At 74.4% G+C, this 22,493-nt stretch carries 21 protein-coding genes; 17 read left to right on the top strand and 4 right to left on the bottom strand.

Annotation, left to right across the window (positions count from 1 at the left end; all coding sequences use genetic code 11):
- Positions 1–140 precede the first annotated feature (140 nt).
- Both ACIGFK_RS01470 and ACIGFK_RS01475 read left to right on the top strand, forming a co-directional pair.
- Positions 141–893, top strand: a complete 753-nt coding sequence (locus ACIGFK_RS01470; protein ID WP_386463374.1) for a BTAD domain-containing putative transcriptional regulator — start codon at positions 141–143, stop codon at positions 891–893.
- A 355-nt stretch (positions 894–1,248) separates the two neighbouring features.
- Positions 1,249–2,742, top strand: coding sequence for a bifunctional phosphatase PAP2/diacylglycerol kinase family protein (locus ACIGFK_RS01475; RefSeq protein ID WP_400050123.1), 1,494 nt, complete (start codon positions 1,249–1,251; stop codon positions 2,740–2,742).
- Positions 2,743–2,802: 60 nt separating this feature from the next.
- Here ACIGFK_RS01475 and ACIGFK_RS01480 read toward each other — a convergent pair whose 3' ends face one another.
- A complete protein-coding gene (locus ACIGFK_RS01480) occupies positions 2,803–2,958 on the bottom strand; it encodes a DUF6131 family protein (protein WP_376656129.1) in 156 nt (51 codons plus the stop codon).
- A gap of 203 nt (positions 2,959–3,161) precedes the next feature.
- Between ACIGFK_RS01480 and ACIGFK_RS01485 the strand changes: the two genes are divergently transcribed.
- The 15 genes from ACIGFK_RS01485 to hypE all read left to right on the top strand — a co-directional run bounded on the left by ACIGFK_RS01485 (position 3,162) and on the right by hypE (position 18,218).
- A complete protein-coding gene (locus tag ACIGFK_RS01485) occupies positions 3,162–4,931 on the top strand; it encodes an enoyl-CoA hydratase-related protein (RefSeq protein WP_400050124.1) in 1,770 nt (589 codons plus the stop codon).
- A 100-nt stretch (positions 4,932–5,031) separates the two neighbouring features.
- Positions 5,032–6,087: a hydrogenase expression protein HypE gene (locus ACIGFK_RS01490; protein WP_400050125.1), complete on the top strand. Its 1,056-nt coding sequence runs from the start codon at positions 5,032–5,034 to the stop codon at positions 6,085–6,087.
- Between the two features lie 75 nt (positions 6,088–6,162).
- Positions 6,163–7,947, top strand: coding sequence for a nickel-dependent hydrogenase large subunit (locus ACIGFK_RS01495; protein WP_376656132.1), 1,785 nt, complete (start codon positions 6,163–6,165; stop codon positions 7,945–7,947).
- Complete coding sequence (locus tag ACIGFK_RS01500) at positions 7,944–8,483, top strand: hypothetical protein (protein WP_376656133.1); 540 nt, start codon at positions 7,944–7,946, stop codon at positions 8,481–8,483. The genes ACIGFK_RS01495 and ACIGFK_RS01500 overlap by 4 nt, the downstream gene beginning before the upstream one ends.
- Entirely contained in the window at positions 8,480–9,136 is a 657-nt protein-coding gene (locus tag ACIGFK_RS01505) for a DUF5947 family protein (RefSeq protein WP_376656134.1), read from the top strand. The genes ACIGFK_RS01500 and ACIGFK_RS01505 overlap by 4 nt, the downstream gene beginning before the upstream one ends.
- A complete protein-coding gene (locus ACIGFK_RS01510; protein ID WP_386463368.1) occupies positions 9,133–9,876 on the top strand; it encodes a DUF6084 family protein in 744 nt (247 codons plus the stop codon). The genes ACIGFK_RS01505 and ACIGFK_RS01510 overlap by 4 nt, the downstream gene beginning before the upstream one ends.
- Positions 9,873–11,318 carry a hypothetical protein gene (locus ACIGFK_RS01515; protein ID WP_376656136.1) on the top strand — a complete coding sequence of 482 codons (1,446 nt, stop codon included), beginning with the start codon at positions 9,873–9,875 and terminating at the stop codon, positions 11,316–11,318. Before ACIGFK_RS01510 ends, ACIGFK_RS01515 begins: the two co-directional genes overlap by 4 nt.
- Positions 11,315–11,821: a hydrogenase maturation protease gene (locus tag ACIGFK_RS01520; RefSeq protein ID WP_376656137.1), complete on the top strand. Its 507-nt coding sequence runs from the start codon at positions 11,315–11,317 to the stop codon at positions 11,819–11,821. Before ACIGFK_RS01515 ends, ACIGFK_RS01520 begins: the two co-directional genes overlap by 4 nt.
- Positions 11,822–11,831: 10 nt before the next feature.
- The gene (locus ACIGFK_RS01525; protein ID WP_376656138.1) at positions 11,832–11,933 is read left to right on the top strand and encodes a DUF6893 family small protein; all 102 of its coding nucleotides are present in this window, start codon (positions 11,832–11,834) and stop codon (positions 11,931–11,933) included.
- Positions 11,934–12,101: 168 nt separating this feature from the next.
- Positions 12,102–12,515, top strand: coding sequence for a hydrogenase maturation nickel metallochaperone HypA (locus tag ACIGFK_RS01530; RefSeq protein ID WP_376656139.1), 414 nt, complete (start codon positions 12,102–12,104; stop codon positions 12,513–12,515).
- Positions 12,516–12,518: 3 nt separating this feature from the next.
- The gene (gene hypB / locus ACIGFK_RS01535; RefSeq protein WP_376656140.1) at positions 12,519–13,313 is read left to right on the top strand and encodes a hydrogenase nickel incorporation protein HypB; all 795 of its coding nucleotides are present in this window, start codon (positions 12,519–12,521) and stop codon (positions 13,311–13,313) included.
- Positions 13,313–15,730: a carbamoyltransferase HypF gene (gene hypF / locus ACIGFK_RS01540; RefSeq protein WP_376656141.1), complete on the top strand. Its 2,418-nt coding sequence runs from the start codon at positions 13,313–13,315 to the stop codon at positions 15,728–15,730. The genes hypB and hypF overlap by 1 nt, the downstream gene beginning before the upstream one ends.
- Entirely contained in the window at positions 15,699–16,034 is a 336-nt protein-coding gene (locus ACIGFK_RS01545; RefSeq protein ID WP_376656142.1) for a HypC/HybG/HupF family hydrogenase formation chaperone, read from the top strand. The genes hypF and ACIGFK_RS01545 overlap by 32 nt, the downstream gene beginning before the upstream one ends.
- Positions 16,031–17,164 carry a hydrogenase formation protein HypD gene (gene hypD, locus ACIGFK_RS01550; protein ID WP_400050126.1) on the top strand — a complete coding sequence of 378 codons (1,134 nt, stop codon included), beginning with the start codon at positions 16,031–16,033 and terminating at the stop codon, positions 17,162–17,164. The genes ACIGFK_RS01545 and hypD overlap by 4 nt, the downstream gene beginning before the upstream one ends.
- On the top strand, positions 17,157–18,218 hold the full coding sequence (gene hypE, locus ACIGFK_RS01555) for a hydrogenase expression/formation protein HypE (RefSeq protein WP_400050127.1): 1,062 nt from the start codon (positions 17,157–17,159) through the stop codon (positions 18,216–18,218). The genes hypD and hypE overlap by 8 nt, the downstream gene beginning before the upstream one ends.
- A 45-nt stretch (positions 18,219–18,263) precedes the next feature.
- Here hypE and ACIGFK_RS01560 read toward each other — a convergent pair whose 3' ends face one another.
- From ACIGFK_RS01560 to ACIGFK_RS01570, 3 genes are read right to left on the bottom strand one after another with little or no spacing between them, the layout of a single operon-like run.
- Positions 18,264–19,463 carry an NAD(P)/FAD-dependent oxidoreductase gene (locus ACIGFK_RS01560; protein ID WP_400050128.1) on the bottom strand — a complete coding sequence of 400 codons (1,200 nt, stop codon included), beginning with the start codon at positions 19,461–19,463 and terminating at the stop codon, positions 18,264–18,266.
- Entirely contained in the window at positions 19,460–20,860 is a 1,401-nt protein-coding gene (locus ACIGFK_RS01565) for an FAD-dependent oxidoreductase (protein ID WP_376662024.1), read from the bottom strand. Before ACIGFK_RS01565 ends, ACIGFK_RS01560 begins: the two co-directional genes overlap by 4 nt.
- Positions 20,857–22,293 carry an FGGY family carbohydrate kinase gene (locus ACIGFK_RS01570; protein ID WP_376662025.1) on the bottom strand — a complete coding sequence of 479 codons (1,437 nt, stop codon included), beginning with the start codon at positions 22,291–22,293 and terminating at the stop codon, positions 20,857–20,859. Before ACIGFK_RS01570 ends, ACIGFK_RS01565 begins: the two co-directional genes overlap by 4 nt.
- Between the last annotated feature and the right edge of the window lie 200 nt (positions 22,294–22,493).

Below are 22,493 nucleotides of genomic sequence, written 5' to 3' on the forward strand. Positions count from 1 at the left end.
GACGATCTCCAGGCCGTGCCTCACGCTCATACCACAGCTGTTGTGAAGCTCATGTGAAGCGAACGTGGAAGTCGGCACCGGAGATCACTGACACGCCCATTCGGCGGGCCAACGGTCCGTCGGACGACCCGAGAGGTGCGATGAACCCCACAGGCTTCGGCACCGTGCACATATCGCTGCTGCCAGGCTTCGTCTGCCGCACGGATCAGGGGGTCGCCGACCTCAGTGACATCCAGCAGCGGCTCGTTGCGGCCCTGGTGCTCGGCGACCACCCGGTACGGCGCGGCGACCTGGCCGCGCGGCTGTGGCCCGACGCCCCGCCGGCCCGCGCGGCGGCCCGATTACGGCAGACCGTGTGGCGTCTCAATCAAGCCACATCCGGAGCGCTCCTACGGACCACGCACACCACCATCTCCCTGGCCGACCACGTCGAGGTGGACTACAGGACCGCTGCACGGCTGGTCTCGGCGGTCTCGGGAACCGGTGGAGCCGCGGCCGACGAGGTCTGGCAGCCGCACCTGTGGAGCATGCTGCGGCACCCCCTGCTGTACGGGTGGGACCACGACTGGCTCGTCCCGTTCCAGGAGAAGTGGAAGCTGCAGCGCGTCCAGACGCTCGAGCGGCTTGCCGAGACGTTCCTGCAACGCCGGCAGCACTCCGCCGTGCTGGAACTTGCCGACGCCGCGGCCCAGGCCGACCCCCTGCGGGAGGGCCCCCGGCGCATCGCGGTCCAGTCGTGCCTGTACGTCGGCGAGGTCGCCGACGCGCACCGGCGCTACCGCGGCTACCGCGAGCTCCTCTTCTCCGAGCTGGGCGTGGCCCCGAGCGGCGCGATCCCGCAACTGCTGAAGCAGGACCGCGAACGCCAGCTCGCCCTGACCGCGGAGTACTGACCGCGGACCACTGGCCGCGGAGCACTGGCCGCGGAGCACTGGCCGCGGAGCACCGACCCGCTCGCCGCCGGACGGGCCCGGCACTGCCGGCGCCCGCCGCGCCCCGTCACCCGCACGGCCCCGCCGCCTGCCGCGCCGTCCGCGCGCGCCGGGACCAGGGGGAACCCGCGGGCGGCCGTGCCGCCGGCCGGCCCGTACGGGCTTCCCGACGGGACGGGACCGCCGGTCGCAGCGCACCCTGGAGCCGGTGGCCCCGTGCCCGTCGTCACGTTCCCGTCGCCGCCCGCGGGGTAGACGGGAGTCCGACGACAGGCACGGGGGACCAGTCACCCCTGTCCGGGAGTGGGGCCGAGAGATGACCGATCAGCATCAGCAGTTGACCTGGCGGGGCACCGCAGCGCAGTGGGACCGGCAGGTGTTCGACGCGGTGGCCCGGCGGCACTGGCCGGGGGCCGACCGGGTGCTGCCGAGACTCGGGCGGGCCGCGAACCACGGCGTGCTGTGGGGCGTGTCGGGCGCGGTGATCGCCGCCGTCGGCTCGGCCCGGGCGCGCAGGGCCGTGCTGCGCGGAGCCGCCTCGCTGGCGCTGGCTTCGGCGACCATCAACACGGTCGGCAAGTGGTCCGTGCGCCGGCCGCGGCCGCTGCTGGAGGGCGTGCCCCCCGTGCGGCAGCTGGCCACCCAGCCCACCACCACCTCGTTCCCGTCGGGGCATTCGGCGTCCGCGTTCGCGTTCGCCGCGGGGCTGGCGCTGGAATCCCCCGGCTGGGGAGCCGTGCTCGCCCCCGTCGCCCTGTCCGTCGCGTTCTCCCGCGTGTACACCGGGGTGCACTACCCCTCCGACGTGGTCGCCGGGGCGACCCTGGGGGTGGCTGCGGGCTTCCTCGTACGACGGCTCGCGCGCGACGCGGAGGGGGCCCGCATCGTTCCGGGCAACGAGCGGCACGCCGCGGGGGCGCCTGCGCTGCCGGACGGGTCCGGGCTCACGGTGGTGGTCAACGCCGGCTCGGGGAGCGCCGCCGCCGCGGGGCTCGACACGGTGCGCGCCCGGCTCCCGAAGGCCGAACTGGTCGAGTGCGAGGGGGCGGAGCTGCCCGCGGCGCTGGAGGAAGCCGCCTCCCGGGCCACCGTGCTCGGGGTGTGCGGGGGCGACGGAACCATCGGCGCTGCCGCCGCCGCCGCTCTCCGGGCGGGGGTGCCGCTGGCGGTGTTCCCCGGCGGCACGCTCAACCACTTCGCCCAGGACTTCGGCCTGGCCGGCGCCGAGGACACCTGCCGCGCCCTCGCCGCCGGCGAGGCGGTCAAGGTGAGCCTGGGCCGTTTCACCCCGGGCCCGGCCCACTCCGGGGGTGAACCGGGGTACTTCGTCAACACCTTCAGCATCGGCGCCTACCCGGTGCTGCTGAAGCACCGTCTGACGTGGGCGCCGCGCATCGGGAGCGCGCTCGCCGGGCTGCTGGCGGCCTGGCGGGTGCTGCGTGCGGAGCATCCCGTACGGCTCCGGCTGGCCGGCCGGACCCGGAGCGTGTGGCTGCTGTTCGCGGGCAACGGCACGTATCACGGCGCGGGCCCGGCGCCCCGCCGGCGTGACGGCCTGGGCGAGGGGTTGCTCGACCTGCGGCTCGCCTACGGCGGCGGCCGTCCCGGCCCCCGGCTCCTCGCGGCCGCCCTGGCGGGCCCGCTGACCCGCTCCCCCGTCCACACGGCCACCCGGCTGCGCACCCTGCGGATCGCGGACATCCCGGAAGGCACCGCGCTCGCCTACGACGGCGAGTACGCCCAGGCGCCGTCCGAGCTCGTACTCGACTCCCTCCCGGACGCCCTGACGGTCTACCGACCGCGCGGGTGAGCCGGACACGAAGGAGCGAGCCGGCGGAGGACCGCCGGCTCGGCTCCGGGCATCGTGCGGCTAGTAGTAGTGGCGCCGGCCGCCGACCGCGTGTCCCACGGCACCGAGGACCCAGAGGATGAGCCCGATCACGACGAGGATGAGCCCGATGGTCCACAGGATCGAGATGCCGAGGAGCCAGCCGACGATCAACAGGATGATTCCAAGGATGATCATGTTGTTCTCCCGTCTCGCACACCGCTCCTGCCCCGTTTCGGCGAGGGGATGCGCGCCGGTCCTCCACCATCTGGCGGCGGATGCTCCCCGTCCGGGTGACACCCCCTGTAGGCCTCGCCGACGGGCGGGCGTCCGGGGTCGACGATCTCCAGCGGCCGTACTTCGGCTGCCGGTCGCCGGGGTCCGGATGCTTGGGAGATCACGTGCACGTCCTGCTCGCCGCCAGTGCCTTCAACAGCCTCACCCAGCGCGTCCACGCCGAGCTGAGGGATCACGGCCACAGCGTCACGGTGGAGCTCGCCCTGCCCGGCTCCTCCCTGTCCGATGCGGTCCGGCGCCACCGGCCCGACCTGGTCGTGGCGCCGATGCTCACGACGGCCGTCCCGCGTGACGTCTGGTCCGCGCACACCTGCCTGATCGTCCACCCCGGCCCCGTGGGCGACCGCGGGCCCTCCTCGCTCGACTGGGCCGTCACCGAGGACGCCCGGCAGTGGGGCGTCACCGTCCTCCAGGCCGACGAGGAGATGGACGCCGGCGACGTCTGGGCGTCCGCCGGCTGCCCGCTCCCGCCCGTCGCCAAGAGCGAGGCCTACCGCGGTGAGATCGCCGACGCCGCGCTGGCCGCCGTCCTGCTGGCCGTCGAGCGCTTCGCCTCCGGCAGCCACGTCCCGCAGCGGCAGGGACCGGGCCGGGCGCGGCCGTTCCTGCGCCAGGAGCGGCGCCGGATCGACTGGGACCGCAGCACCACGGAGCAGGTGCTCCGCGCCCTGCGTGCCGCCGACTCCCGGCCCGGCGTCCTGGACGACCTGCTGGGCGGCGAGTGGTACCTGCACGGCGGCCATCCCGAGGACCGGCTCCGAGGCCGTCCCGGCGAGCTGCTGGCGACCAGGGCGGGGGCCGTCTGCCGGGCGACCGCCGACGGCGCCGTCTGGATCCCCGAACTGCGGGCCCGGCGCACGCCCGGAGGACCCGCCCCCGTCAAGCTCCCCGCCGTCCTCGCCCTCGGCGACGCCCTGCCCCCGCTCCCCGAGGTCCCGGCACCCGCGGACGCCGGCCCGGAGGGGCGCACGTGGTCGGACATCGGCTACCGGGAGCAGGGCGGGGCCGGGTTCCTGTCGTTCTCCTTCCCCGGCGGCGCGATGGGCACCGAGCAGTGCCGCCGCCTGCTGGCCGCGTACCGGACGGCCTGTTCCCGCCCGACCTCCGTGCTGGTCCTCGGGGGCGGCCGGGGCTTCTTCTCCAACGGCATCCACCTCGGCGTCATCGAGGCGGCCGCCGATCCGGCCGCGGAGTCCTGGGCCAACATCACCGCCATGGACGACCTGGTGGAGGCCGTGCTGACCACCACCGACCGGCTGGTGGTGGCCGCCCTCGGCGGGAACGCGGCCGCCGGCGGGGCGATGCTCGCGCTGGCCGCCGACGAGGTGTGGTGCAGGTCGGGCGTGGTGCTCAACCCGCACTACCGGCTGATGGGGCTGTACGGCTCCGAGTACTGGACCTACACCCTGCCCCGCCGCATCGGCGCCGCTGCCGCGGAGCGTCTGACGGCCGAGGCCCTGCCGCTCAGCGCCGACGCCGCCCTCCGGATGGGGCTGATCGACCGGACCGTCCCCTGCGGCCCGCAGGAGTTCACGGACGAGACGGTCCGCCTCGCGGTCCGGCTGGCCGCCTCGCCCGCCACGCACTCGGCCATCGCCGGGAAGAAGGCGCGCCGCGACCGGGACGAGGCCGTCCGGCCGCTCGCCGCCTACCGGGAGGCGGAGCTGGCCCGGATGCGGGAGACGTTCTCCGACCCGCGGGCCCCGTACCACGCGCTGCGCCGGGCCTTCGCCCGCAAGGAGAGCCCGGACCGGACCCCGCCGCATCTGGCCCGTCCCGTGCCCGGGCGGCACGCGGCCCCGCAGGCCGCCCGGCGGCCGCACGTCACTGGACCGGCCCTGCATGACAGGGCACCGGGCCCCGCGGACTGTTAGCAAGAAGGGTGGGCCGTCCAGGGAGAGCCTCCCCCTCTCCCCCAGCCGAACGGGCTGCGGCCCCGACCATCCCCGCATCCGTCCCCAAGGAGCGCTCCTCATGGATGCAACAACCCCGAGCACGGTAGAGGACCCGCCGATCCACATCCTCTGGATCAACGCCGGACTGAGCTGCGACGGCGACTCGGTGTCCCTGACGGCGGCGATGCAGCCCAGCGTCGAGGAGATCGTCACGGGTGTGCTCCCGGGCCTGCCCAAGATCGCGGTGCACTGGCCGCTGATCGACTTCGAATGCGGCCCGGTGGGCGGCGCGGACACCTTCATCGAGTGGTTCTTCAAGGGCGAGCGGGGGGAGATCGACCCCTTCGTGCTCGTCGTGGAGGGATCGATCCCCAACGAGAAGATCAAGCCCGAGGGCTACTGGTGCGGGTTCGGCGACGACCCGGAGACCGGTCAGCCCATCACCACCAGCGAGTGGATCGACCGGCTGGCGCCCAAGGCCCTCGCCGTGGTGGCGATCGGGACGTGCGCCACGTACGGCGGCATCCACGCGATGGAGGGCAACCCCACCGGCGCCATGGGCGTGCCCGACTACCTGGGCTGGGACTGGAAGTCGCACGCGGGCATCCCGATCGTGTGCGTACCGGGCTGCCCGATCCAGCCGGACAACTTCTCCGAGACCCTCACCTACCTCCTCTACCAGGCGGCGGGCTCCGCGCCGATGATCCCGCTCGACGACAAGCTGCGCCCGACCTGGCTGTTCGGCAACACCGTGCACGAGGGCTGCGACCGCGCCGGCTACTACGAGCAGGGCCAGTTCGCCCAGACCTACGACTCGCCCAAGTGCCTGGTCAAGCTGGGCTGCTGGGGCCCCGTCGTCAAGTGCAACGTCCCCAAGCGCGGCTGGATGAACGGCATCGGCGGCTGCCCCAACGTCGGCGGCATCTGCATCGCCTGCACGATGCCCGGCTTCCCCGACAAGTTCATGCCGTTCATGGACGAGCCGCCCGGCGCCAAGTTGTCCGTTTCGGCCAGCGGCGCGTACGGGGCGGTGATCCGCAGGCTCCGCTCGATCACGGCCCACACCGTGGACCAGGAGCCGAAGTGGCGCCGCACCGGCCGGAAGCTGACGACGGGCTACCGCCCGCCCTGGTGACCGGCCCGGACGTCCTCATCACCCCGCCCACGAACTCCGCGCAGCACAGCAGCAAGAAGGGTCACGGCAGACACGATGGCACCGAAGACGAACGCCGGCGGCGACGGCAGCGGCCTGGTGGAGATGGCCTGGGATCCGATCACCCGGATCGTGGGCAGTCTCGGCATCCACACGAAGATCGACTTCAAGCAGAAGCGGGTGGCGGAGTGCTACAGCACCTCGTCCGTCTTCCGCGGCTACAGCGTCTTCATGCGCGGCAAGGACCCCCGTGACGCGCACTTCATCACCAGCCGCATCTGCGGCATCTGCGGGGACAACCACGCGACGTGCTCCGTCTACGCGCAGAACATGGCCTACGGGGTGAAGCCTCCCCACCTCGCCGAGTGGATCATCAACCTCGGCGAGGCGGCGGAGTACATGTTCGACCACAACATCTTCCAGGAGAACCTGGTCGGGGTCGACTACTGCGAGAAGATGGTCCGCGAGACCAACCCCGGCGTCCTCGAACTGGCCGAGCGCACCGAGGCCCCGCACGCCGGCGACCACGGCTACCGCACCATCGCCGACATCATGCGCTCCCTCAACCCGATCGAGGGCGAGTTCTACCGCGAGGCCCTCCAGGTCAGCCGCTACACGCGGGAGATGTTCTGCCTGATGGAGGGCCGCCACGTGCACCCCTCCACCCTCTACGCGGGCGGCGTCGGCACCATCGCCTCCGTCCAGCTCTTCACGGACTACACGAGCCGCCTCATGCGGTACGTGGAGTTCATGAAGCGGGTCGTCCCGCTCCACGACGACCTCTTCGACTTCTTCTACGAGGCGCTGCCCGGGTACGAGGAGGTCGGCCGGCGGCGCGTGCTGCTCGGCTGCTGGGGCGCGCTGAACGACCCCGAGTACTGCGACTTCACCTACGCCAACATGAGCAACTGGGGACGGAAGATGTTCGTCACCCCGGGTGTCGTCGTGGACGGCAAGCTGGTGACCAACGACCTCACCGACATCAACCTCGGCATCCGCATCCTGCTGGGCAGTTCGTACTACGACGACTGGGCGGGCCAGGAGAAGTTCGTCACCCACGACCCGCTCGGCAACCCGGTGGACGCCCGCCACCCGTGGAACCAGCACACCATCCCGGCCCCGCAGAAGCGGAACTTCGACGACAAGTACAGCTGGGTGATGTCGCCGCGCTGGTTCGACGGCAAGGACCACCTCGCGCTCGACACCGGCGGCGGCCCCATCGCCCGCCTGTGGTCCACCGCCCTGTCCGGGCTCGTGGACATCGGCTACGTCAAGGCCACCGGGCACAGCGTGGTCATCAACCTGCCGCGCACGATGACCAAGCCGGAGACCACCTTCGAGTGGAAGATCCCGCAGTGGAGCAACGCGCTGGAGCGCAACCGCGCCCGCACGTACTTCCAGGCGTACGCGGCCGCCGTCGCCCTGCACTGCGCCGAGAAGGGGCTGGCCGAGGTCCGGGCCGGCCGCACGCAGACCTGGGAGAAGTTCGAGGTGCCGAGCGAGTCCATCGGTGTCGGCTTCACCGAGGCCGTGCGCGGCGTCCTGTCGCACCACATGGTGATCCGGGACGGCAAGATCGCCAACTACCACCCGTACCCGCCGACCCCGTGGAACGCCAGCACCCGCGACACCTTCGGCACTCCGGGGCCGTACGAGGACGCCGTCCAGAACACACCGATCTTCGAGGAGAACTCCCCGGAGAACTTCAAGGGCATCGACATCATGCGTGCCGTGCGCAGTTTCGACCCCTGTCTGCCCTGCGGCGTCCACATGTACGTGGGCGGCGGCAAGACGGTGAAGTCGATGCACGTCCCCACCGGCCTGAGCGGACTGGGCGGATGAGCGCGGCGACGGCAGGGGCCCGGGAGGCGGGGCTGCGGGTCGAGGAGGTCCTCGACCGGCTGGCCGCCTCGGGCGACCGCGAGGCCGCGGCGGCGGCCGAGGAACTGGTGCGCGTGCTCATGGAGTTCTACGGGTCCGGGCTCGCCCGGATCGTGGAGCGCCTCGGCGGGGAACCGGGCGGCTCCGCCGCCCTCGCCGGGCTGCTGGACGACGAGCTCGTCGCCGGCCTCCTCACCCTGCACGACCTGCACCCCGAGGACGTGCACACCCGGATCGCCCGCGCGCTGGACGCCGTACGGGAACCGGTGGAGGTCGCCGGCTTCGACGAGGCCACGGGCCTCCTCCGGCTGCGCTCCACCGCAGCCGGCGGGGGCTGCGGCTGCGGCAGCACCGCCGACGCGTCGCGGCAGCGGATCGAGGACGCCCTGGCCGCCTTCGCGCCCGAGGTGACCTCGGTGGAGCAGGCGCCCGCGGAGGCACGGCCCGCGCTGCTGCAGATCGGCACCCGCCCGCAGAGCCCGGCGCGCGTTCCGTGAGCCCGCGCCACCCGCAGGCCGCACCCGCGCGCGGCCTGCGGCGTTTCACCGCCCCCCGGGCCCCGCGCCCGGAGACCTGCGAACTGTGCGGGGTGGTGGTGGCCGAGGACGCCCACCGCCACCTGGTGCAGACCGAGGAGCGGGCCCTGGTCTGCGCCTGCACGGCCTGCGCCCTGCTGTTCGACCGCCCGGGCACGGCCACCGGGCGGTACCGGGCCGTCCCCGACCGCTACCTCACCGATCCCGGGCACCCGTTGGACGACGGCGCGTGGGAACTCCTGCAGATCCCGGTCGGCGTCGCGTTCTTCTTCCGCAACGCCGCGCTCGACCGGCTCGTCGCGCTCTACCCGAGCCCGGCCGGGGCGACCGAGAGCGAACTCGATCCGGAGACCTGGCAGCGCGTCCTGGGCCCCGGCCGGCTCGCCGGACTCCTCGAACCCGACGTGGAGGCCCTGCTGCTGCGCCGCTCGGAGGGCCGGACCCGGTGCTACCTGGTGCCGATCGACATCTGCTACGAGCTGGTGGGGCGGATGAGGTTGCTGTGGCAGGGCTTCGACGGCGGGGCCGAGGCCCGCGCCGCACTGGACGCCTTCTTCGCCCAGGTGGAACTCCGGGCCAAGGCCCCGGCCGCGGCAGGGGAGGCACGGGCATGACCGGCTTCGCCTTCGCGGTCACCGGGGTGCGCGCCGACCCGTACGCGGCCGGCCCCACGCTGGTGTTCCGGCTGCGCATCACCGCCACCGGGGCCGAACCCGGCGAGGCCGTCCGCGTCCACGCCCTCGCGCTGCGCTGCCAGGTGCGCATCGAACCGGCCCGGCGCAGCTACGGCCCGGGCGAGGCCGCCGCGCTCCACGACCTGTTCGGCGAGCGCTCCCGCTGGGGCAGCTCGCTCCTGCCCGTCCAGTTCGCGCACGTCCCGGTCATGGTCCCGAGCTTCACCGGCGAGACCGAGACCGAGGTGGCCGTGCCCTGCACGTACGACATGGACATCGCGGCCACCCGCTACTTCGACGCCCTGGAGGACGGCGAGGCCCCGCTGCTGATGCTGTTCTCCGGTACGGCGTTCACCGGCTCCGGCGGCTTCCGCGTCGAGCCCGTGCCCTGGGACCGGGAAGCCGCGTACCGGATGCCCGTCGCCGTGTGGCGGGAGATGGTCGAGCAGCACTTCCCCGGCTGCGGCTGGCTGCGGCTGCCCCGCGACACCATGGCGGACCTGCTCGCCTTCCGCTCCCGCCACGCGCTGGCCTCCTGGGAGGCGACCGTACGGGCGCTGCTGGAGCGAGCCGATGGCACGGAGCCGCTCGCGGCGGCGGCCCCGGATCCGCCCGCTGCCGTGCCGGACCCGGTCCGGGGCGGCGTACTGCACCGCGTCATCGGGAGGGCCGCGCCATGACCACCACGTCCACGTCCACGTCCCCGCCCGGGTCCCGCTTCGCCGTCGCCCGGCAGGTCGCCGACGCGGTCCTGTTCGAGGGGTACGTGCTCTACCCGTACCGGGCCTCCGCGGCCAAGAACCGGCTGCGCTGGCAGTTCGGCGTGCTGGTCCCGCCCGCGTGGGGCCCGGCGCACGACGAGCACTCGTTCCAGCGCACCGAGCTGATCATGGAGCCCCGCGGAGCGGCCGCCCTCTCCGTCGAGCTGCGCTTCCTGCACGCGCAGCGGCGCACGGTCGAAGAGGCCCTCGGGGACGGCTCGTTCGCGGCCGTGCCCGAGCTGCACCTGTCCGACCGGGTCCTCGTCCCCTGGGACGAGGGCACCGAGGAACGCGTCGAAATGACCGTTCCCGTGGCCGAGTTGACGGCCGGGGAGATCACCCTCGCCTTCGCCCGGCCCGCCCGGACGCAGACCGAGGCCGTCCTCGACGCCGACGGCCGGGAACGTGGCCGCCTGGTCCGGCGGACCGAGCCGGTCGAGGGCGTGGTACGGCTCCGCGCCACGGAACTCGACGTCCCGTACCGGGCGTTGAAGCTCACCGCCGCGGTGGAGAACACCACCTCCTGGACGCCCGGGGCGGACGGCGCCGACCGCGACTCCGCGCTGCCCCGGTCGCTGGTCGCCTCGCACCTGCTGCTGGGGCTGAGCGCCGGTTCCTTCCTGTCGATGACCGACCCGCCCGAATGGGCCGCGGACGCCGTCGCGGGCTGCGGGAACCGGCACACCTGGCCCGTGCTCGCCGGGGGCCGCGACTCCCGAGGAAATGGCCGCGCCGACGTGGTCCTCTCCTCCCCGATCATCCTCGAGGACCATCCTGCGATCGCCCCCGAGAGCGCCGGGGCCATGTACGACGCCACCGAGATCGACGAGATCCTCGCCCTGCGGACGGCCGCCCTGACCGACCAGGAGAAGCGCGAGGCGCGCGGCACGGACGCCCGGGCCGCCGCCGTGATCGACCTGGCCGACAACATGCCCCCCGAGGTGCTGGAGCGCCTGCACGGCGCGGTCCGGGCACTGCGGGAGATCACCGGACCGCAGCCGTCCGGGGACCCCGGCGTCCCCGCGTTCTTCGAGGAGGACGCCGTGTTCAGGCCGGACACCCCCTGGTGGGATCCGGAGCATTCCGACGCGGCCCCGGCACCCGACCGGATCCAGGTCGACGGGACGTCCGTGGGCCCGGGCAGCCGGGTGCTGCTGCGCCCGGGGCTGCGGCGCACCGACGCCCAGGACCTGTTCCTCCAGGGCCGGACCGCCCTGGTCGAGGCCGTCCTGCACGACGTCGACGGGGGCGTGCACCTCGCGGTCACCGTCGAGGGCGACCCGGGCGCCGACATCCGCCGGGAGCAGGGCCGGTTCCTGTACTTCCAGCCCGACGAGGTCGCCCCCCTGGAGGACGCGTGAGCGCCCGGACCCTGGTGGCGGGCATCGGCAACGTCTTCCTCGGCGACGACGGCTTCGGCGTCGAGACCGTACGGCAGCTGTCCGTGCCCGGGAGCCGGCTGCCGGACCACGTGGAGGTGGTGGACATCGGCGTACGCGGTGTGCACCTGGCCTACCAGCTGCTGGACGGCTACGACACGCTGGTACTGGTCGATGCCACCTCCCGCGGCGGCCCGCCCGGGACGCTCTACCTGATCGAGGCCGCCGGACCCGGCTCGATCGCTCCGCAGGCCCCCGTGCTCGACGGGCACCAGATGTCGCCCGACGCGGTGCTGGCCCTGCTCGACACCCTGTGCGCGGGCACGGGCGGCACCCGGCCGCGGCGCATCCTCGTCGTCGGCTGCGAACCCTCCTGCCTGGAGGAGGGGATCGGGCTGAGCGGCCCGGTGGCCGCCGCCGTGCCGGAGGCCGTACGGATGGTGCTGGACCTGCTGGAGGACGACCGCAATGCCGTCGCCAACTGAGGAGAACCCCATGAAGAAGGTCATCGTCTTCGGCGTGGCCGCCGCCCTCGCCGCGGTGCTCGTCTCGGTCCTGCCCGACCTCAAGCGGTACTTCGACATCAGCCGGATGTGACCCCGCCCCGCGCGGGCACCCGCCGGGGCGGTCGCCCGGCACCCGCCGGGCGACCGCCCGGCGACCGCCCGGCACCCGAACGGCGTACGGGCCGCACGGCGCGTCGGCGTGCCCGTGCGGCCGGTGCGCCGCCTGCCGGTCTAATGAGGCCCGGCAGGACGGAGTCCCATGCACGAGATGTCGATCGCCATGGCCGTGGTCGGCCAGGTCGAGGAGGCCGCGACGGCCGGCGGCGCGAGCGCGGTCACGTCGGTCCGGCTCCAGGTCGGTGAACTGGCCGGAGTGGTGCCCGACGCGCTCGCCTTCTGCTTCGAACTGGCCTGCGCCGGCACGCTCCTCGAAGGGGCCGAGCTGGTGACGGAACCCGTGGCGGCCCGGGCGCACTGCGGATCCTGCGGGGACGACTGGGCCGTCGGCATGCCGCCGCGGCTGCTGTGCCCCGGCTGCGGCCTGGCCACGCACGTCGAACTCCGTTCCGGGCGCGAGCTGCAGATCCTCAGCGTCCGCTGGGAGGACGGCCCCGCCGGCCCTCCGGGACTCCCCGTCCCGTCCACCTGCGAACCGATCTCCGAGGAGCACTGAAGCATGTGCCGTGTGGTCGACCTGAAAGCGGCGGTCCTCGCCAAGAACGACTCCACCGCGCAGACCCTGCGCGGTGAACTCGGCGCCCGCGGCACGACGGTGGTCAACCTGCTGTCCAGCCCGGGCAGCGGGAAGACCGCGCTGCTGGAGCGGGAACTCGGCTTCGCCCGGGAGCGCGGGGTGCCGGTCGCCGCGCTGACGGCCGACCTGGCGACGGAGAACGACGCGCTGCGGCTCGGGCGTTCGGGCGTACCCGTCAAGCAGGTGCTCACCGACGGGCTGTGCCACCTGGAAGCCGGAATGCTGGGGCGGCACCTCGACGGGTGGCTGCCGCAGGACACGCGGCTGCTGTTCGTGGAGAACGTCGGCAACCTCGTCTGCCCGGCCTCCTACGACCTGGGCGAGTCCCTGCGCGTCGTACTGGCGTCGGTGACGGAGGGCGAGGACAAGCCGCTGAAGTACCCGACGGCGTTCGGGACGGCCCACCTGGTGGTCGTGACGAAGACGGACATCGCGCGGGCGGTGGAGTTCGACGAGGCGGCCTTCCGCGCGAACGTGCAGCAGGTCAACCCCGGCGTGGAGGTGGTGCTGACCTCGGCCAAGGCGGGCGAGGGCGGGGGCGTGCTCCTGGACCGGGCGCTCGCGGTCGCCGACGGACACCCGGTGCACGCACCGGTCATGGCACAGCAGCACCACGCGCACCACCACCACGGCCACGGTCATGACCACGACCACGACGGCCACGACGGCGGTCCCGGGCACGTCCACCCCCGTCCGGCCGCGGCGCCGACCCGCTGATGGAGGCCGTGCAGCGGCGCCGGGTCCTCGTGCGCGGGGTGGTGCAGGGCGTCGGCTTCCGGCCGTACGTGTACACCCGCGCGACCGGACTGGGCCTCGCCGGGCACGTCACCAACACCCCCGAAGGCGTGGTCGCGGAGGTCGAGGGAGCTCCCGGCGCCGTGTCCGCCTTCTGCGAGCGGCTCGCCGCGGACGCCCCGCCGCTGGCCGTCGTCGACGCCGTCGACCACTGCGAGATCCCCGTCGCGGGCGGCGCCGGCTTCTCCATCGTCGCCTCCCGCTCCGGCGGACCCGCGCGCACCCTCGTCTCCCCCGACACCGCCACCTGCGCCGACTGCCTGGCCGAGCTGGCGGATCCCGCCGACCGGCGCCACCGGCACCCCTTCATCACCTGCACCCACTGCGGCCCCCGGTTCACCATCGTCACCGGGCTGCCGTACGACCGGGCCCACACCACCATGGCCCGGTTCCCGATGTGCCCCGACTGTGCCCGGGAGTACGCCGATCCCGCCGACCGGCGGTTCCACGCGCAGCCCGTGGCCTGCCCCGCCTGCGGGCCGCGGCTGCGGCTGCTCGCCGGGTCGCCGCCGCGCGAGGTGCCGGGGGCCGACCCGGTGGCCGGGGCCCGCCGGCTGCTGGCCGAGGGTGCGGTCCTCGCGGTGAAGGGGCTCGGCGGCTACCACCTCGCCTGCGACGCGACCCTGCCCGGCGCGGTGGCCGGACTGCGGCGCCGCAAGGCCCGCGGGGACAAACCCTTCGCCCTGATGGTCCGCGCCCTCACCGACATCGAGCCCCTCGTCGAGCTCGGCCCGGCCGAGCGGGCCCTGCTCACCGGTCCCGTCCGGCCCATCGTCCTGCTGCGCCGCCGGCCGGCACCGGACGGCCCGGCGGCGGTCGTCGTCGCCGACGCCGTGGCCCCCCGCTCCCCCGACCTCGGGGTGATGCTCCCGTACACGCCCGTGCACCACCTGCTGCTCGGGCTCCCCGGCGACCCGCCCGGCCCCCGCCTGCTGGTGATGACCAGCGGCAACCTGTCGGGAGAGCCCATCGTCACGGACGACGCCGAGGCCCTGGACCGCCTCGGGCACCTCGCCGACGCCTGGCTCACGCACGACCGCCCCATCCACGTGCCGTGCGACGACTCCGTCGTACGGGTCTGCGACGGCGAGCAGCTGACCGTACGACGCTCGCGCGGGCACGCCCCGCTGCCGCTCGCGCTGCCGTCGTCCGTCCCCGCGGCGCTCGCCACCGGAGGGGACCTCAAGAACGCCTTCTGCCTCGGCGAGGGCCGCAGGGCGTGGCTGTCCGCGCACATCGGGGACATGGACGACCTGGCCACCCAGCAGGCCTTCGAACGCGCCGAGCAGCAGCTGGAGTCGATCACCGGGGTGACGCCGGGGCTGCTCGCCGCCGACCGGCACCCCGGCTACCGCTCCGCGCAGTGGGCCGTGCGGAACGCGGGCGCCCGGCCCCTGGTCCGCGTTCAGCACCACCACGCGCACATCGCCTCGGCGATGGCCGAGCACGGCCTCGACGGCGGCCGGCGGGTGATCGGCATCGCCTTCGACGGCACGGGCTACGGCGACGACGGCGCGGTGTGGGGCGGTGAGGTCCTGCTCGCCGACTACGGTGGATACGCGCGCTTCGCGCACCTCGCGTACGTCCCCCTGCCGGGCGGCGACGCCACCGTGCGGCGCCCGTACCGGATGGCGCTGGCGCACCTGTGGGCCGCGGGCATCGACTGGTCCCCGGACCTGCCTCCCGTGCGGGCCTGTCCGCCCGACGAACTGGTCGTACTGCGGCGCCAGTTGGAGCGCAACCTGAACTGCGTGCCCACCTCGGGCATGGGCCGGCTCTACGACGCCGTCTCCTCGCTGGCCGGGGTCTGCCACCACGCCGGGTACGAGGCCCAGGCCGCCATCGAACTGGAGGCGGCCGCGGTGGCGGCCGGCGGCTCCGGGCCCGTCTACCGGTTCGCGCTCCGCGTCCCGGAAGCGGGCACGGCCGATCCTGCCGCCTCTCCCCCGCTGACCGCCGATCCGGGGCCCGTCCTGGCCGCCGTCGTGGCCGATCTGCGCGCGGGCACCCCGCCGACGGTGATCGCGGCCCGGTTCCATGCCGCGGTCGCCGCCCTCGTCGGTGAGTTGTGCCTCGCGGCGCGCGGGCGGCACGGGCTGGACACCGTCGCCCTGACCGGCGGGGTCTTCGCCAACTCGACCCTTTCGTCGGCCTGTTCCCGGCTGCTGCGGGAGCACGGCTTCACCGTACTGCGCCACCACCGGGTCCCCCCGAACGACGGGGGGCTGGCGCTCGGCCAGCTCATGGTGGCGGCTGCGACCGCGACCGCCGGCTGCGCCGACGGACACCCACAGCGAGGAGGAACCCATGTGCCTGGCGGTGCCCGGCAGAGTGATTGACATCGGGGAGCAGGACGGCACCCGGATGGCCACGGTCGACTTCGGGGGCGTGCGCAAGGAGGTGTGCCTGGAATACCTGCCGGACCTCCAGGTCGGCGAGTACGCCATCGTCCACGTGGGCTTCGCCCTGCAGCGCCTGGACGAGGAGTCGGCCAAGCAGACCCTCGAGCTCTTCGCCCAGCTCGGCATGCTCCAGGAGGAGTTCGGCGACCCGTGGGAGCGGGCCGCCGCGGAGGCCGGCGGCGCTCCCTGGCCCTTCACCGACGACCCGGACGACGTCCCGCAGGAGGCGGCGCAGCAGTGAAGTACATCGACGAGTTCCAGGACCCCGCCCTCGCCAAGCGGCTGCTCGACGAGATCCACGCCACCGTGACCCGCCCCTGGGCGCTGATGGAGGTCTGCGGCGGCCAGACGCACACCATCATCCGGCACGGGATCGACCAACTGCTGCCCGATCAGGTGGAGTTGATCCACGGGCCGGGCTGCCCGGTGTGCGTGACGCCGCTGGAGGTCATCGACAAGGCCCTGGAGATCGCCTCCCGGCCCGAGGTGATCTTCTGCTCCTTCGGGGACATGCTCCGCGTGCCGGGGACCGGCCGCGACCTCTTCCAGGTGCGCAGCGAGGGCGGCGACGTGCGGGTGGTCTACTCCCCGCTCGACGCCCTGCGGATCGCCCGGCAGAACCCGGACCGCGAAGTGGTGTTCTTCGGCATCGGCTTCGAGACCACGGCGCCGCCCAACGCGATGACCGTGTACCAGGCGAAGAAGCTCGGCATCCGCAACTTCAGCCTGCTGGTGTCCCACGTACGGGTGCCCCCGGCGATCGAGGCGATCATGACCTCGCCGAGCTGCCGGGTGCAGGGCTTCCTGGCCGCCGGGCACGTGTGCAGTGTGATGGGAACCGCCGAGTACCCCGATCTGGCCGCGCGCCACCGCGTCCCGATCGTGGTGACCGGTTTCGAGCCGCTGGACATCCTGGAGGGCGTCCGCCGGGCCGTGCTGCAGCTCGAGCGCGGGGAGCACACCGTCGACAACGCGTACGCGCGCGCCGTCCGCCCGGAGGGCAACCCGGCCGCGCTGGCGATGCTGGAGGACGTCTTCGAGGTGACCGACCGGGCCTGGCGCGGCATCGGCGTCATCCCCGCCAGCGGCTGGCGGCTGTCGTCCCGCTACCGGGACTTCGACGCCGAGCACCGCTTCTCGGTGGGGTACATCGCCACGCAGGAGCCGGCCGAGTGCCGCGCCGGCGAGGTGCTCCAGGGCCTGCTGAAACCCCACGAGTGCGAGGCCTTCGGCACCACCTGCACCCCGCGCACCCCGCTCGGCGCCACGATGGTCTCCAGCGAGGGCGCGTGCGCCGCGTACTACCTCTACCGGCGCCTGGACATCCCGAACGCCGCGAAGGCCCCGCTGGAGGCGAACCCCGTTGTCTGAGACCGCACTCGACGTCACCGGCTGGACCTGTCCGGCACCCCTGCGCGACCGGCCCCGCGTGGTGATGGGCCACGGGGGCGGCGGCGCGCTCTCCGCCGAACTCGTCGAGCACGTCTTCGCGCCCGCGTACGGCGGGGAGGTGCTCGGCCGGCTCGGGGACTCGGCCGCCCTGACCCTCGGCGGGGCCCGGCTGGCCTTCTCCACCGATTCGTACGTGGTGCGCCCGCTGTTCTTCCCCGGCGGCAGCATCGGCGACCTGGCGGTCAACGGCACGGTCAACGACCTGGCGATGAGCGGGGCCCGGGCCGCCTACCTGTCCTGCGGGTTCATCCTCGAGGAGGGCGTCGAGATGTCCACGGTGGCGCGCGTGGCCGGGGCGCTGGGAGCTGCCGCCCGGGCCGCGGGCGTCGAGGTGGCGACCGGCGACACCAAGGTCGTGGAGGCGGGCCACGGCGACGGCATCTACGTCAACACCGCGGGCATCGGCCTGATCCCGGACGGGGTGGACCTGCGCCCGCAGCGGGTGGTGCCGGGCGACGTGGTCATCGTCAGCGGTGAGATCGGCCTGCACGGCGTGGCGATCATGAGCGTCCGCGAGGGGCTCGGCTTCGGCGTGGAGATCGAAAGTGACTGCGCGCCGCTGGGCGGCCTCGTCCAGGCGATGCTCGCGGTCACGCCCGACCTGCACGTGCTGCGCGACCCCACCCGCGGGGGGCTCGCGGCCTCCCTGTGCGAGATCGCGGCCGCCTCGGGCGCCGGAGTCGTGGTCCAGGAGGGCCGGGTCCCGGTCCCGGAGGCCGTGCGGAACGCGTGCGCGATCCTCGGCCTGGACCCGTTCTACGTGGCGAACGAGGGCAAGCTGGTGGCGTTCGTGCCCCGGGAGCACGCCGACGCCGTCCTCGACGCGATGCGCGCCCACCCGCTGGGCCGGAACGCGGCCGTGATCGGCGAGGCGGTGGAGGCCCACCCCGGCATGGTGGTGGCGCGGACGGGGCTCGGCGGCACGCGCGTGGTCGACCTGCCGATCGGGGAACAGCTGCCGAGGATCTGCTGACTCCGGGCCGTACGCCGGTCAGAGGTGACCCCGGTTCCCCGGGCCTCAGCCGATGGCCAGCACCACCGGGCCGCCCGCCGGGTCGACGCGGGTCGTCCAGGTCGACGGCACCCTCAGGGAGCGGGACGGGGACAGGCGGCCCACGGCCCGGCGCCGCCACAGCAGCCGGCCGTCCTGGCGCACCGTCACCACCGGGGCGGTCAGCGCCTCCCCGGAGCGCAGCAGCAGCGGGCGCCCGGCGGTCCCGGTGACCCGGTTCGGCGTCACCCACACGAGCGGGGCCCGGACCTCCAGGGGCGGCCCGGGCTCCGGCCAGGGGGCACCGGCCAGGTGGGCCAGGACGGGGGCGGCCGCGGCGGCGCCCTCCGCCGCCGCGGTGGCCGCGCTCTCGATGCCGTGGAGGGCGTTGCCGACGGCGAAGACGCCCGGCTGCGCCGTGCGGAAGGACGCGTCGACGCCGGGGCCCCTGGTACCGGGGTCGAGGGGGACTCCGCCGCGGCGTGCCAGTTCGTGGTCGGGGATCCAGTCTCCGGTGAAGACCACGGTGTCGCAGGCGAGGAGCCCGGACCGGCCGTCCCGGTGGCGGACGAGGACGCCGGTCAGCCGGCCCCGGCCGCGCAGTTCGCCCACCGTGGTCGCCGTGAGCAGCGGTACCCCCGGCACGGCGGCGGCGCGCGGGTGCTCCGTGACCATGGCCACCACGTCCGTGCCCGCCCGCCGCAGCGTGCCCACCGCGTGGCGGGCGACGGGCTCGGCGCCGACCACCACGGCCCGCCGCCCGACGGGCAGGCCGAAGCGGTGCACCGACTGCAGGAGCTCGCCGGTGGTCAGCACCCCCTGCGGACGGGAGCCCGGCACCAGCCGGGCGCTGCGGGGGCGCTCCCGGGCGCCGGTGGCGAGGACGACGGCCCGGGCCGTGATGCGTTCCGGGCCCGCCGGGCCCGTGGTCTCCAGCGCGAGGGGGCCGGCCCAGCCGGTGGCGCTGACACCGGTGCGGACGGCGGCCCCGGCGGCGAGTGCGGCCTGCGCGGCCCTCCGCGCGTACTCGGGGCCCCGGGTCCAGGGGCGCGGCGGCCGGCCGAAGCCGCCGTGGTGGAGGTGGCGCGGCATCCCGCCCGCCTCCTCCTCGCGTTCCAGGACCTCGACCCGCCCGGCGCCCGCCTGTGCGAGCCGGGCGGCTAGGGCGAGCCCGGCGGGGCCCGCGCCGACCACCAGTACGTCGACGGTCCGCTCCGTACGGTTCACCCGCGGGCCTCCTCGAACAGCGCGCGGACGGCGGCCCCGCAGTGGAAGCCCTGGCAGCGGCCGCCGCGGGCGCGCGTGCGCCGCCGCAGGCCGTCGAGCGAGCCGGGCGGGACAGTGGCGGCGAGCGCGTCGCGGATCTCCCCGCGGGTCACGCGCTCGCAGTGGCAGACGATGCGGCCGTACTCCGGGTCCGCCGCGATCATCGCCGCGTCCTGGTAGGGCCGGGGGAAGGCCTCGCCGAGGTTCGGCATCCGCACCGGCTGCAGCTCCCGTGCGCCGCCCACCGGCAGGCCGCCCTCGGCGAGCAGGCCGACCACGTGGGCGGCGATCGCCATCGAGGCGGTCAGCCCGGTGGAGCGGATCCCACCCACGGTCACGTAGCGCTGCGCGGGATGCGCCCGGATCGCGTAGTCCTCCTGCCCGGTGGCCGCCCGCAGCCCCGCGTAGACGGCCGTGACCTCCTCCTCCAGGAGCGCCGGCAGGATCCGCCGGCCCTTCTCGCGCAGCAGCGCGAGGCCTTCGGCGGTCGACCCGGTGGCCGTCTTGTCCTCCAGGTCCTCGGCGGTCGGCCCGAGCATCACGTTCCCGTACACGGTCGGCGATACGAGCACTCCCTTGCCGCGCTCGTCCGGCACCGGCAGCAGGATGTGGCGTACGAGGCCGCGCGCGAGCTCGTCGAAGACGATCAGCTGGCCGCGGCGGGGCGTCACGGCGAAGTCCGCATGGCCGAGGAGGCGGTCGATCTCGTCGGCGTACAGGCCCGCCGCGTTGACCAGGTGCCGGGTGCGCAGGGGGCCCCGGCCGGTGGCCAGGGTGTGCGGGTCGCCGGATTCGACCGACCTCACCGGGCAGTTGAGGTGCAGGTCGACCCCGGCCCGCACGGCCTGCGTCGCGTAGGCGAGGGTGGTCGTCCAGGGGCAGATGACGGACTCGTCCGGCACGTACAGGGCGCCCAGTACGCCGGGGCCGAGCTCCGGCTCGCGGGCGCGTACCTCGTCGGCCGGGAGGATCCGGGCCGACCGGTAGCCGTTGGCCCCGGCCTTGGCGGCCAGTGCGGGCAGCGCCGCGAGCTGCTGCTCGTCCCAGGCGACGAGCAGGGCCCCGAGGGGTTCCACCGGGATGCCGCTCTCCGCCGCGTAGGCGGCGAGCAGCCGCTGCCCCTCCCGGACGAGCCGGGACTCCAGGGAGCCGGGCACCGCGTCGAAGCCGGTGTGGAGGATGGCGGTGTTGGCCTTGGAGGTGCCGTTGCCCACGTCGTCGGAGGCGTCGACCAGGGCGATCCGCAGGGGCAGCCGGGCCAGTTCGCGGGCGATGGCCGAGCCGACCACGCCGGCGCCGACGACCGTGACGTCGTAGGCGGGGCCGCCGGGCAGCGGGCCGCGGGTGGTGACGGTCATGCCGGGCCGTCGAGCAGGGCGGAGACGGCCGTCCGGAAGCGGGCGCGTCGCTCCGCCGCCTGCCCGGAGCCGGCGCGCGGCTCGTACACGGCGGAGGGCTTCCACTGCGGGACGGCTTCGTGCACGGTGAGGGAGGGGTCGAGCCCGAGCCGGGCGACCGCGCCGACGCCGAGGGCGGTGGCGTCCGGCAGCGCCGACACCTCGACGGGGATCTGCAGCAGGTCGGCCTGTGCCTGCATGAGCAGGGCGGAGCGGGTCAGGCCGCCGTCGACGCGCAGGGCGGCCAGCGGTGCGCCCAGGTCGGCGGCGACCGCGTCCGCGAGCTCCGCGACCTGCGCGGCTATGCCGTCGCACAGTGCGTGGACGAGGTGCCCGGCGGTCGTGTCGAGGCCGAGGCCGCTGACCGAGCCGCGCAGGTCGCCCCGCCACCAGGGGGCGGCGAGCCCGGCGAGCGCGGGGACGAAGGTGACGCCGCCGGCGTCCGGGGCGGTCCCGCCCACGGTGTCGATGTCCTGGGCGCCGGAGATCACGCCGAGGTCGGTGAGCCAGCGCACGGCGGAGGCGGCCGTGTAGACCTGCCCGTCCAGGCAGTAGCTGGTCGCCCCGCCGAGCCGCCAGGCGACGCAGCCGACCAGTCCGGTGGTGCTGCGGCGGGGGCGCGGGCCCGTCTGCGCGAGGAGGAACGCCCCGGTGCCGTAGGTGCACTTGGCGGTGCCGGGCTCGGTGACGCGCTGGGCGAGCAGGGCGGCCTGCTGGTCGACGAGCAGGCCGGTCAGCGGCAGCGGGGGCCCGAACGCGGTCGTGGTCCCGATGTGCGCGTCGGCGTCGACCACTTCGGGAAGCCGCTCGCCGGCGAGGCCGAAGGCGTCGAGCGCGGCGGGCGACCAGTCGACGGTGTCGAGGTCGAGCAGCTGGGTGCGGCCCGCGGTCGCCGCGTCGGTGACGAAGGCACCGGTGAGCCGGTGCACCAGCCACACGTCGCTGGTCGTCACGACGCCCTCCCGGGTCAGGCCACGGCGTATCCAGGCCATCTTCGGCGCGGCGAAGTACGGGTCGAGGGGGAGGCCCGTCCGCTCCTGCAGCAGTGCGGCGTGCGGGGCCAGTTCGGTGCACAGCTGCTCGGCCCGGCGGTCCTGCCAGACGATCGCGTCGGTCAGCGGTTCACCGCTCGCCGGGTCCCAGGCGAGCACGGTCTCGCCCTGGTTGGCCAGGCCCACCGCCGCCACCGGCTCGCCGGCCGCCGCGAGGGCGGCGCGCCCCGCCTCGACGACCGAGTCGAGCAGCTCACGGGGGTCGACCTCGACGCGGCCGCCGGGCAGGTGGGCGGGCCGCACGGGAGCGGAGGCGGAGCCGATCACCCCGCGTACGGGACATATGACGAGGGCCTTCGTTCCCGACGTCCCCTGGTCCACAGCGAGCACCGGGCCCGTCATCGCGACTCCGTCCGTGTTGTCCGCCGGCTTGACCGTCGGTCGGAAGACTTCACCAGGGGGGCGCCGCCCGTCAAGATCGGCAAGGGTTCGCCCGCGGGACATCTGACGCGATCTCACATTCCGGACGTGGCTTGATAGTTGCATTCCGAAAAGAACCGTGATGCAGATGCTCACAGTCGCTCTATAGTGATCGCCGATTA

This window comes from Streptomyces sp. NPDC085524 (assembly GCF_044541755.1).
GTDB lineage: Bacteria > Actinomycetota > Actinomycetes > Streptomycetales > Streptomycetaceae > Streptomyces.

Coding starts and splice junctions, on each gene's coding strand:
- ACIGFK_RS01470 (WP_386463374.1), top strand. CDS start 141: ATGAACCCCACAGGCTTCGGCACCGTGCACATATCGCTGCTGCCAGGC.
- ACIGFK_RS01475 (WP_400050123.1), top strand. CDS start 1,249: ATGACCGATCAGCATCAGCAGTTGACCTGGCGGGGCACCGCAGCGCAG.
- ACIGFK_RS01480 (WP_376656129.1), bottom strand. CDS start 2,958: ATGATCATCCTTGGAATCATCCTGTTGATCGTCGGCTGGCTCCTCGGC.
- ACIGFK_RS01490 (WP_400050125.1), top strand. CDS start 5,032: ATGGATGCAACAACCCCGAGCACGGTAGAGGACCCGCCGATCCACATC.
- ACIGFK_RS01495 (WP_376656132.1), top strand. CDS start 6,163: ATGGCACCGAAGACGAACGCCGGCGGCGACGGCAGCGGCCTGGTGGAG.
- ACIGFK_RS01500 (WP_376656133.1), top strand. CDS start 7,944: ATGAGCGCGGCGACGGCAGGGGCCCGGGAGGCGGGGCTGCGGGTCGAG.
- ACIGFK_RS01510 (WP_386463368.1), top strand. CDS start 9,133: ATGACCGGCTTCGCCTTCGCGGTCACCGGGGTGCGCGCCGACCCGTAC.
- ACIGFK_RS01515 (WP_376656136.1), top strand. CDS start 9,873: ATGACCACCACGTCCACGTCCACGTCCCCGCCCGGGTCCCGCTTCGCC.
- ACIGFK_RS01525 (WP_376656138.1), top strand. CDS start 11,832: ATGAAGAAGGTCATCGTCTTCGGCGTGGCCGCCGCCCTCGCCGCGGTG.
- ACIGFK_RS01530 (WP_376656139.1), top strand. CDS start 12,102: ATGCACGAGATGTCGATCGCCATGGCCGTGGTCGGCCAGGTCGAGGAG.
- hypB (WP_376656140.1), top strand. CDS start 12,519: ATGTGCCGTGTGGTCGACCTGAAAGCGGCGGTCCTCGCCAAGAACGAC.
- hypF (WP_376656141.1), top strand. CDS start 13,313: ATGGAGGCCGTGCAGCGGCGCCGGGTCCTCGTGCGCGGGGTGGTGCAG.
- ACIGFK_RS01545 (WP_376656142.1), top strand. CDS start 15,699: ATGTGCCTGGCGGTGCCCGGCAGAGTGATTGACATCGGGGAGCAGGAC.
- ACIGFK_RS01565 (WP_376662024.1), bottom strand. CDS start 20,860: ATGACCGTCACCACCCGCGGCCCGCTGCCCGGCGGCCCCGCCTACGAC.
- ACIGFK_RS01570 (WP_376662025.1), bottom strand. CDS start 22,293: ATGACGGGCCCGGTGCTCGCTGTGGACCAGGGGACGTCGGGAACGAAG.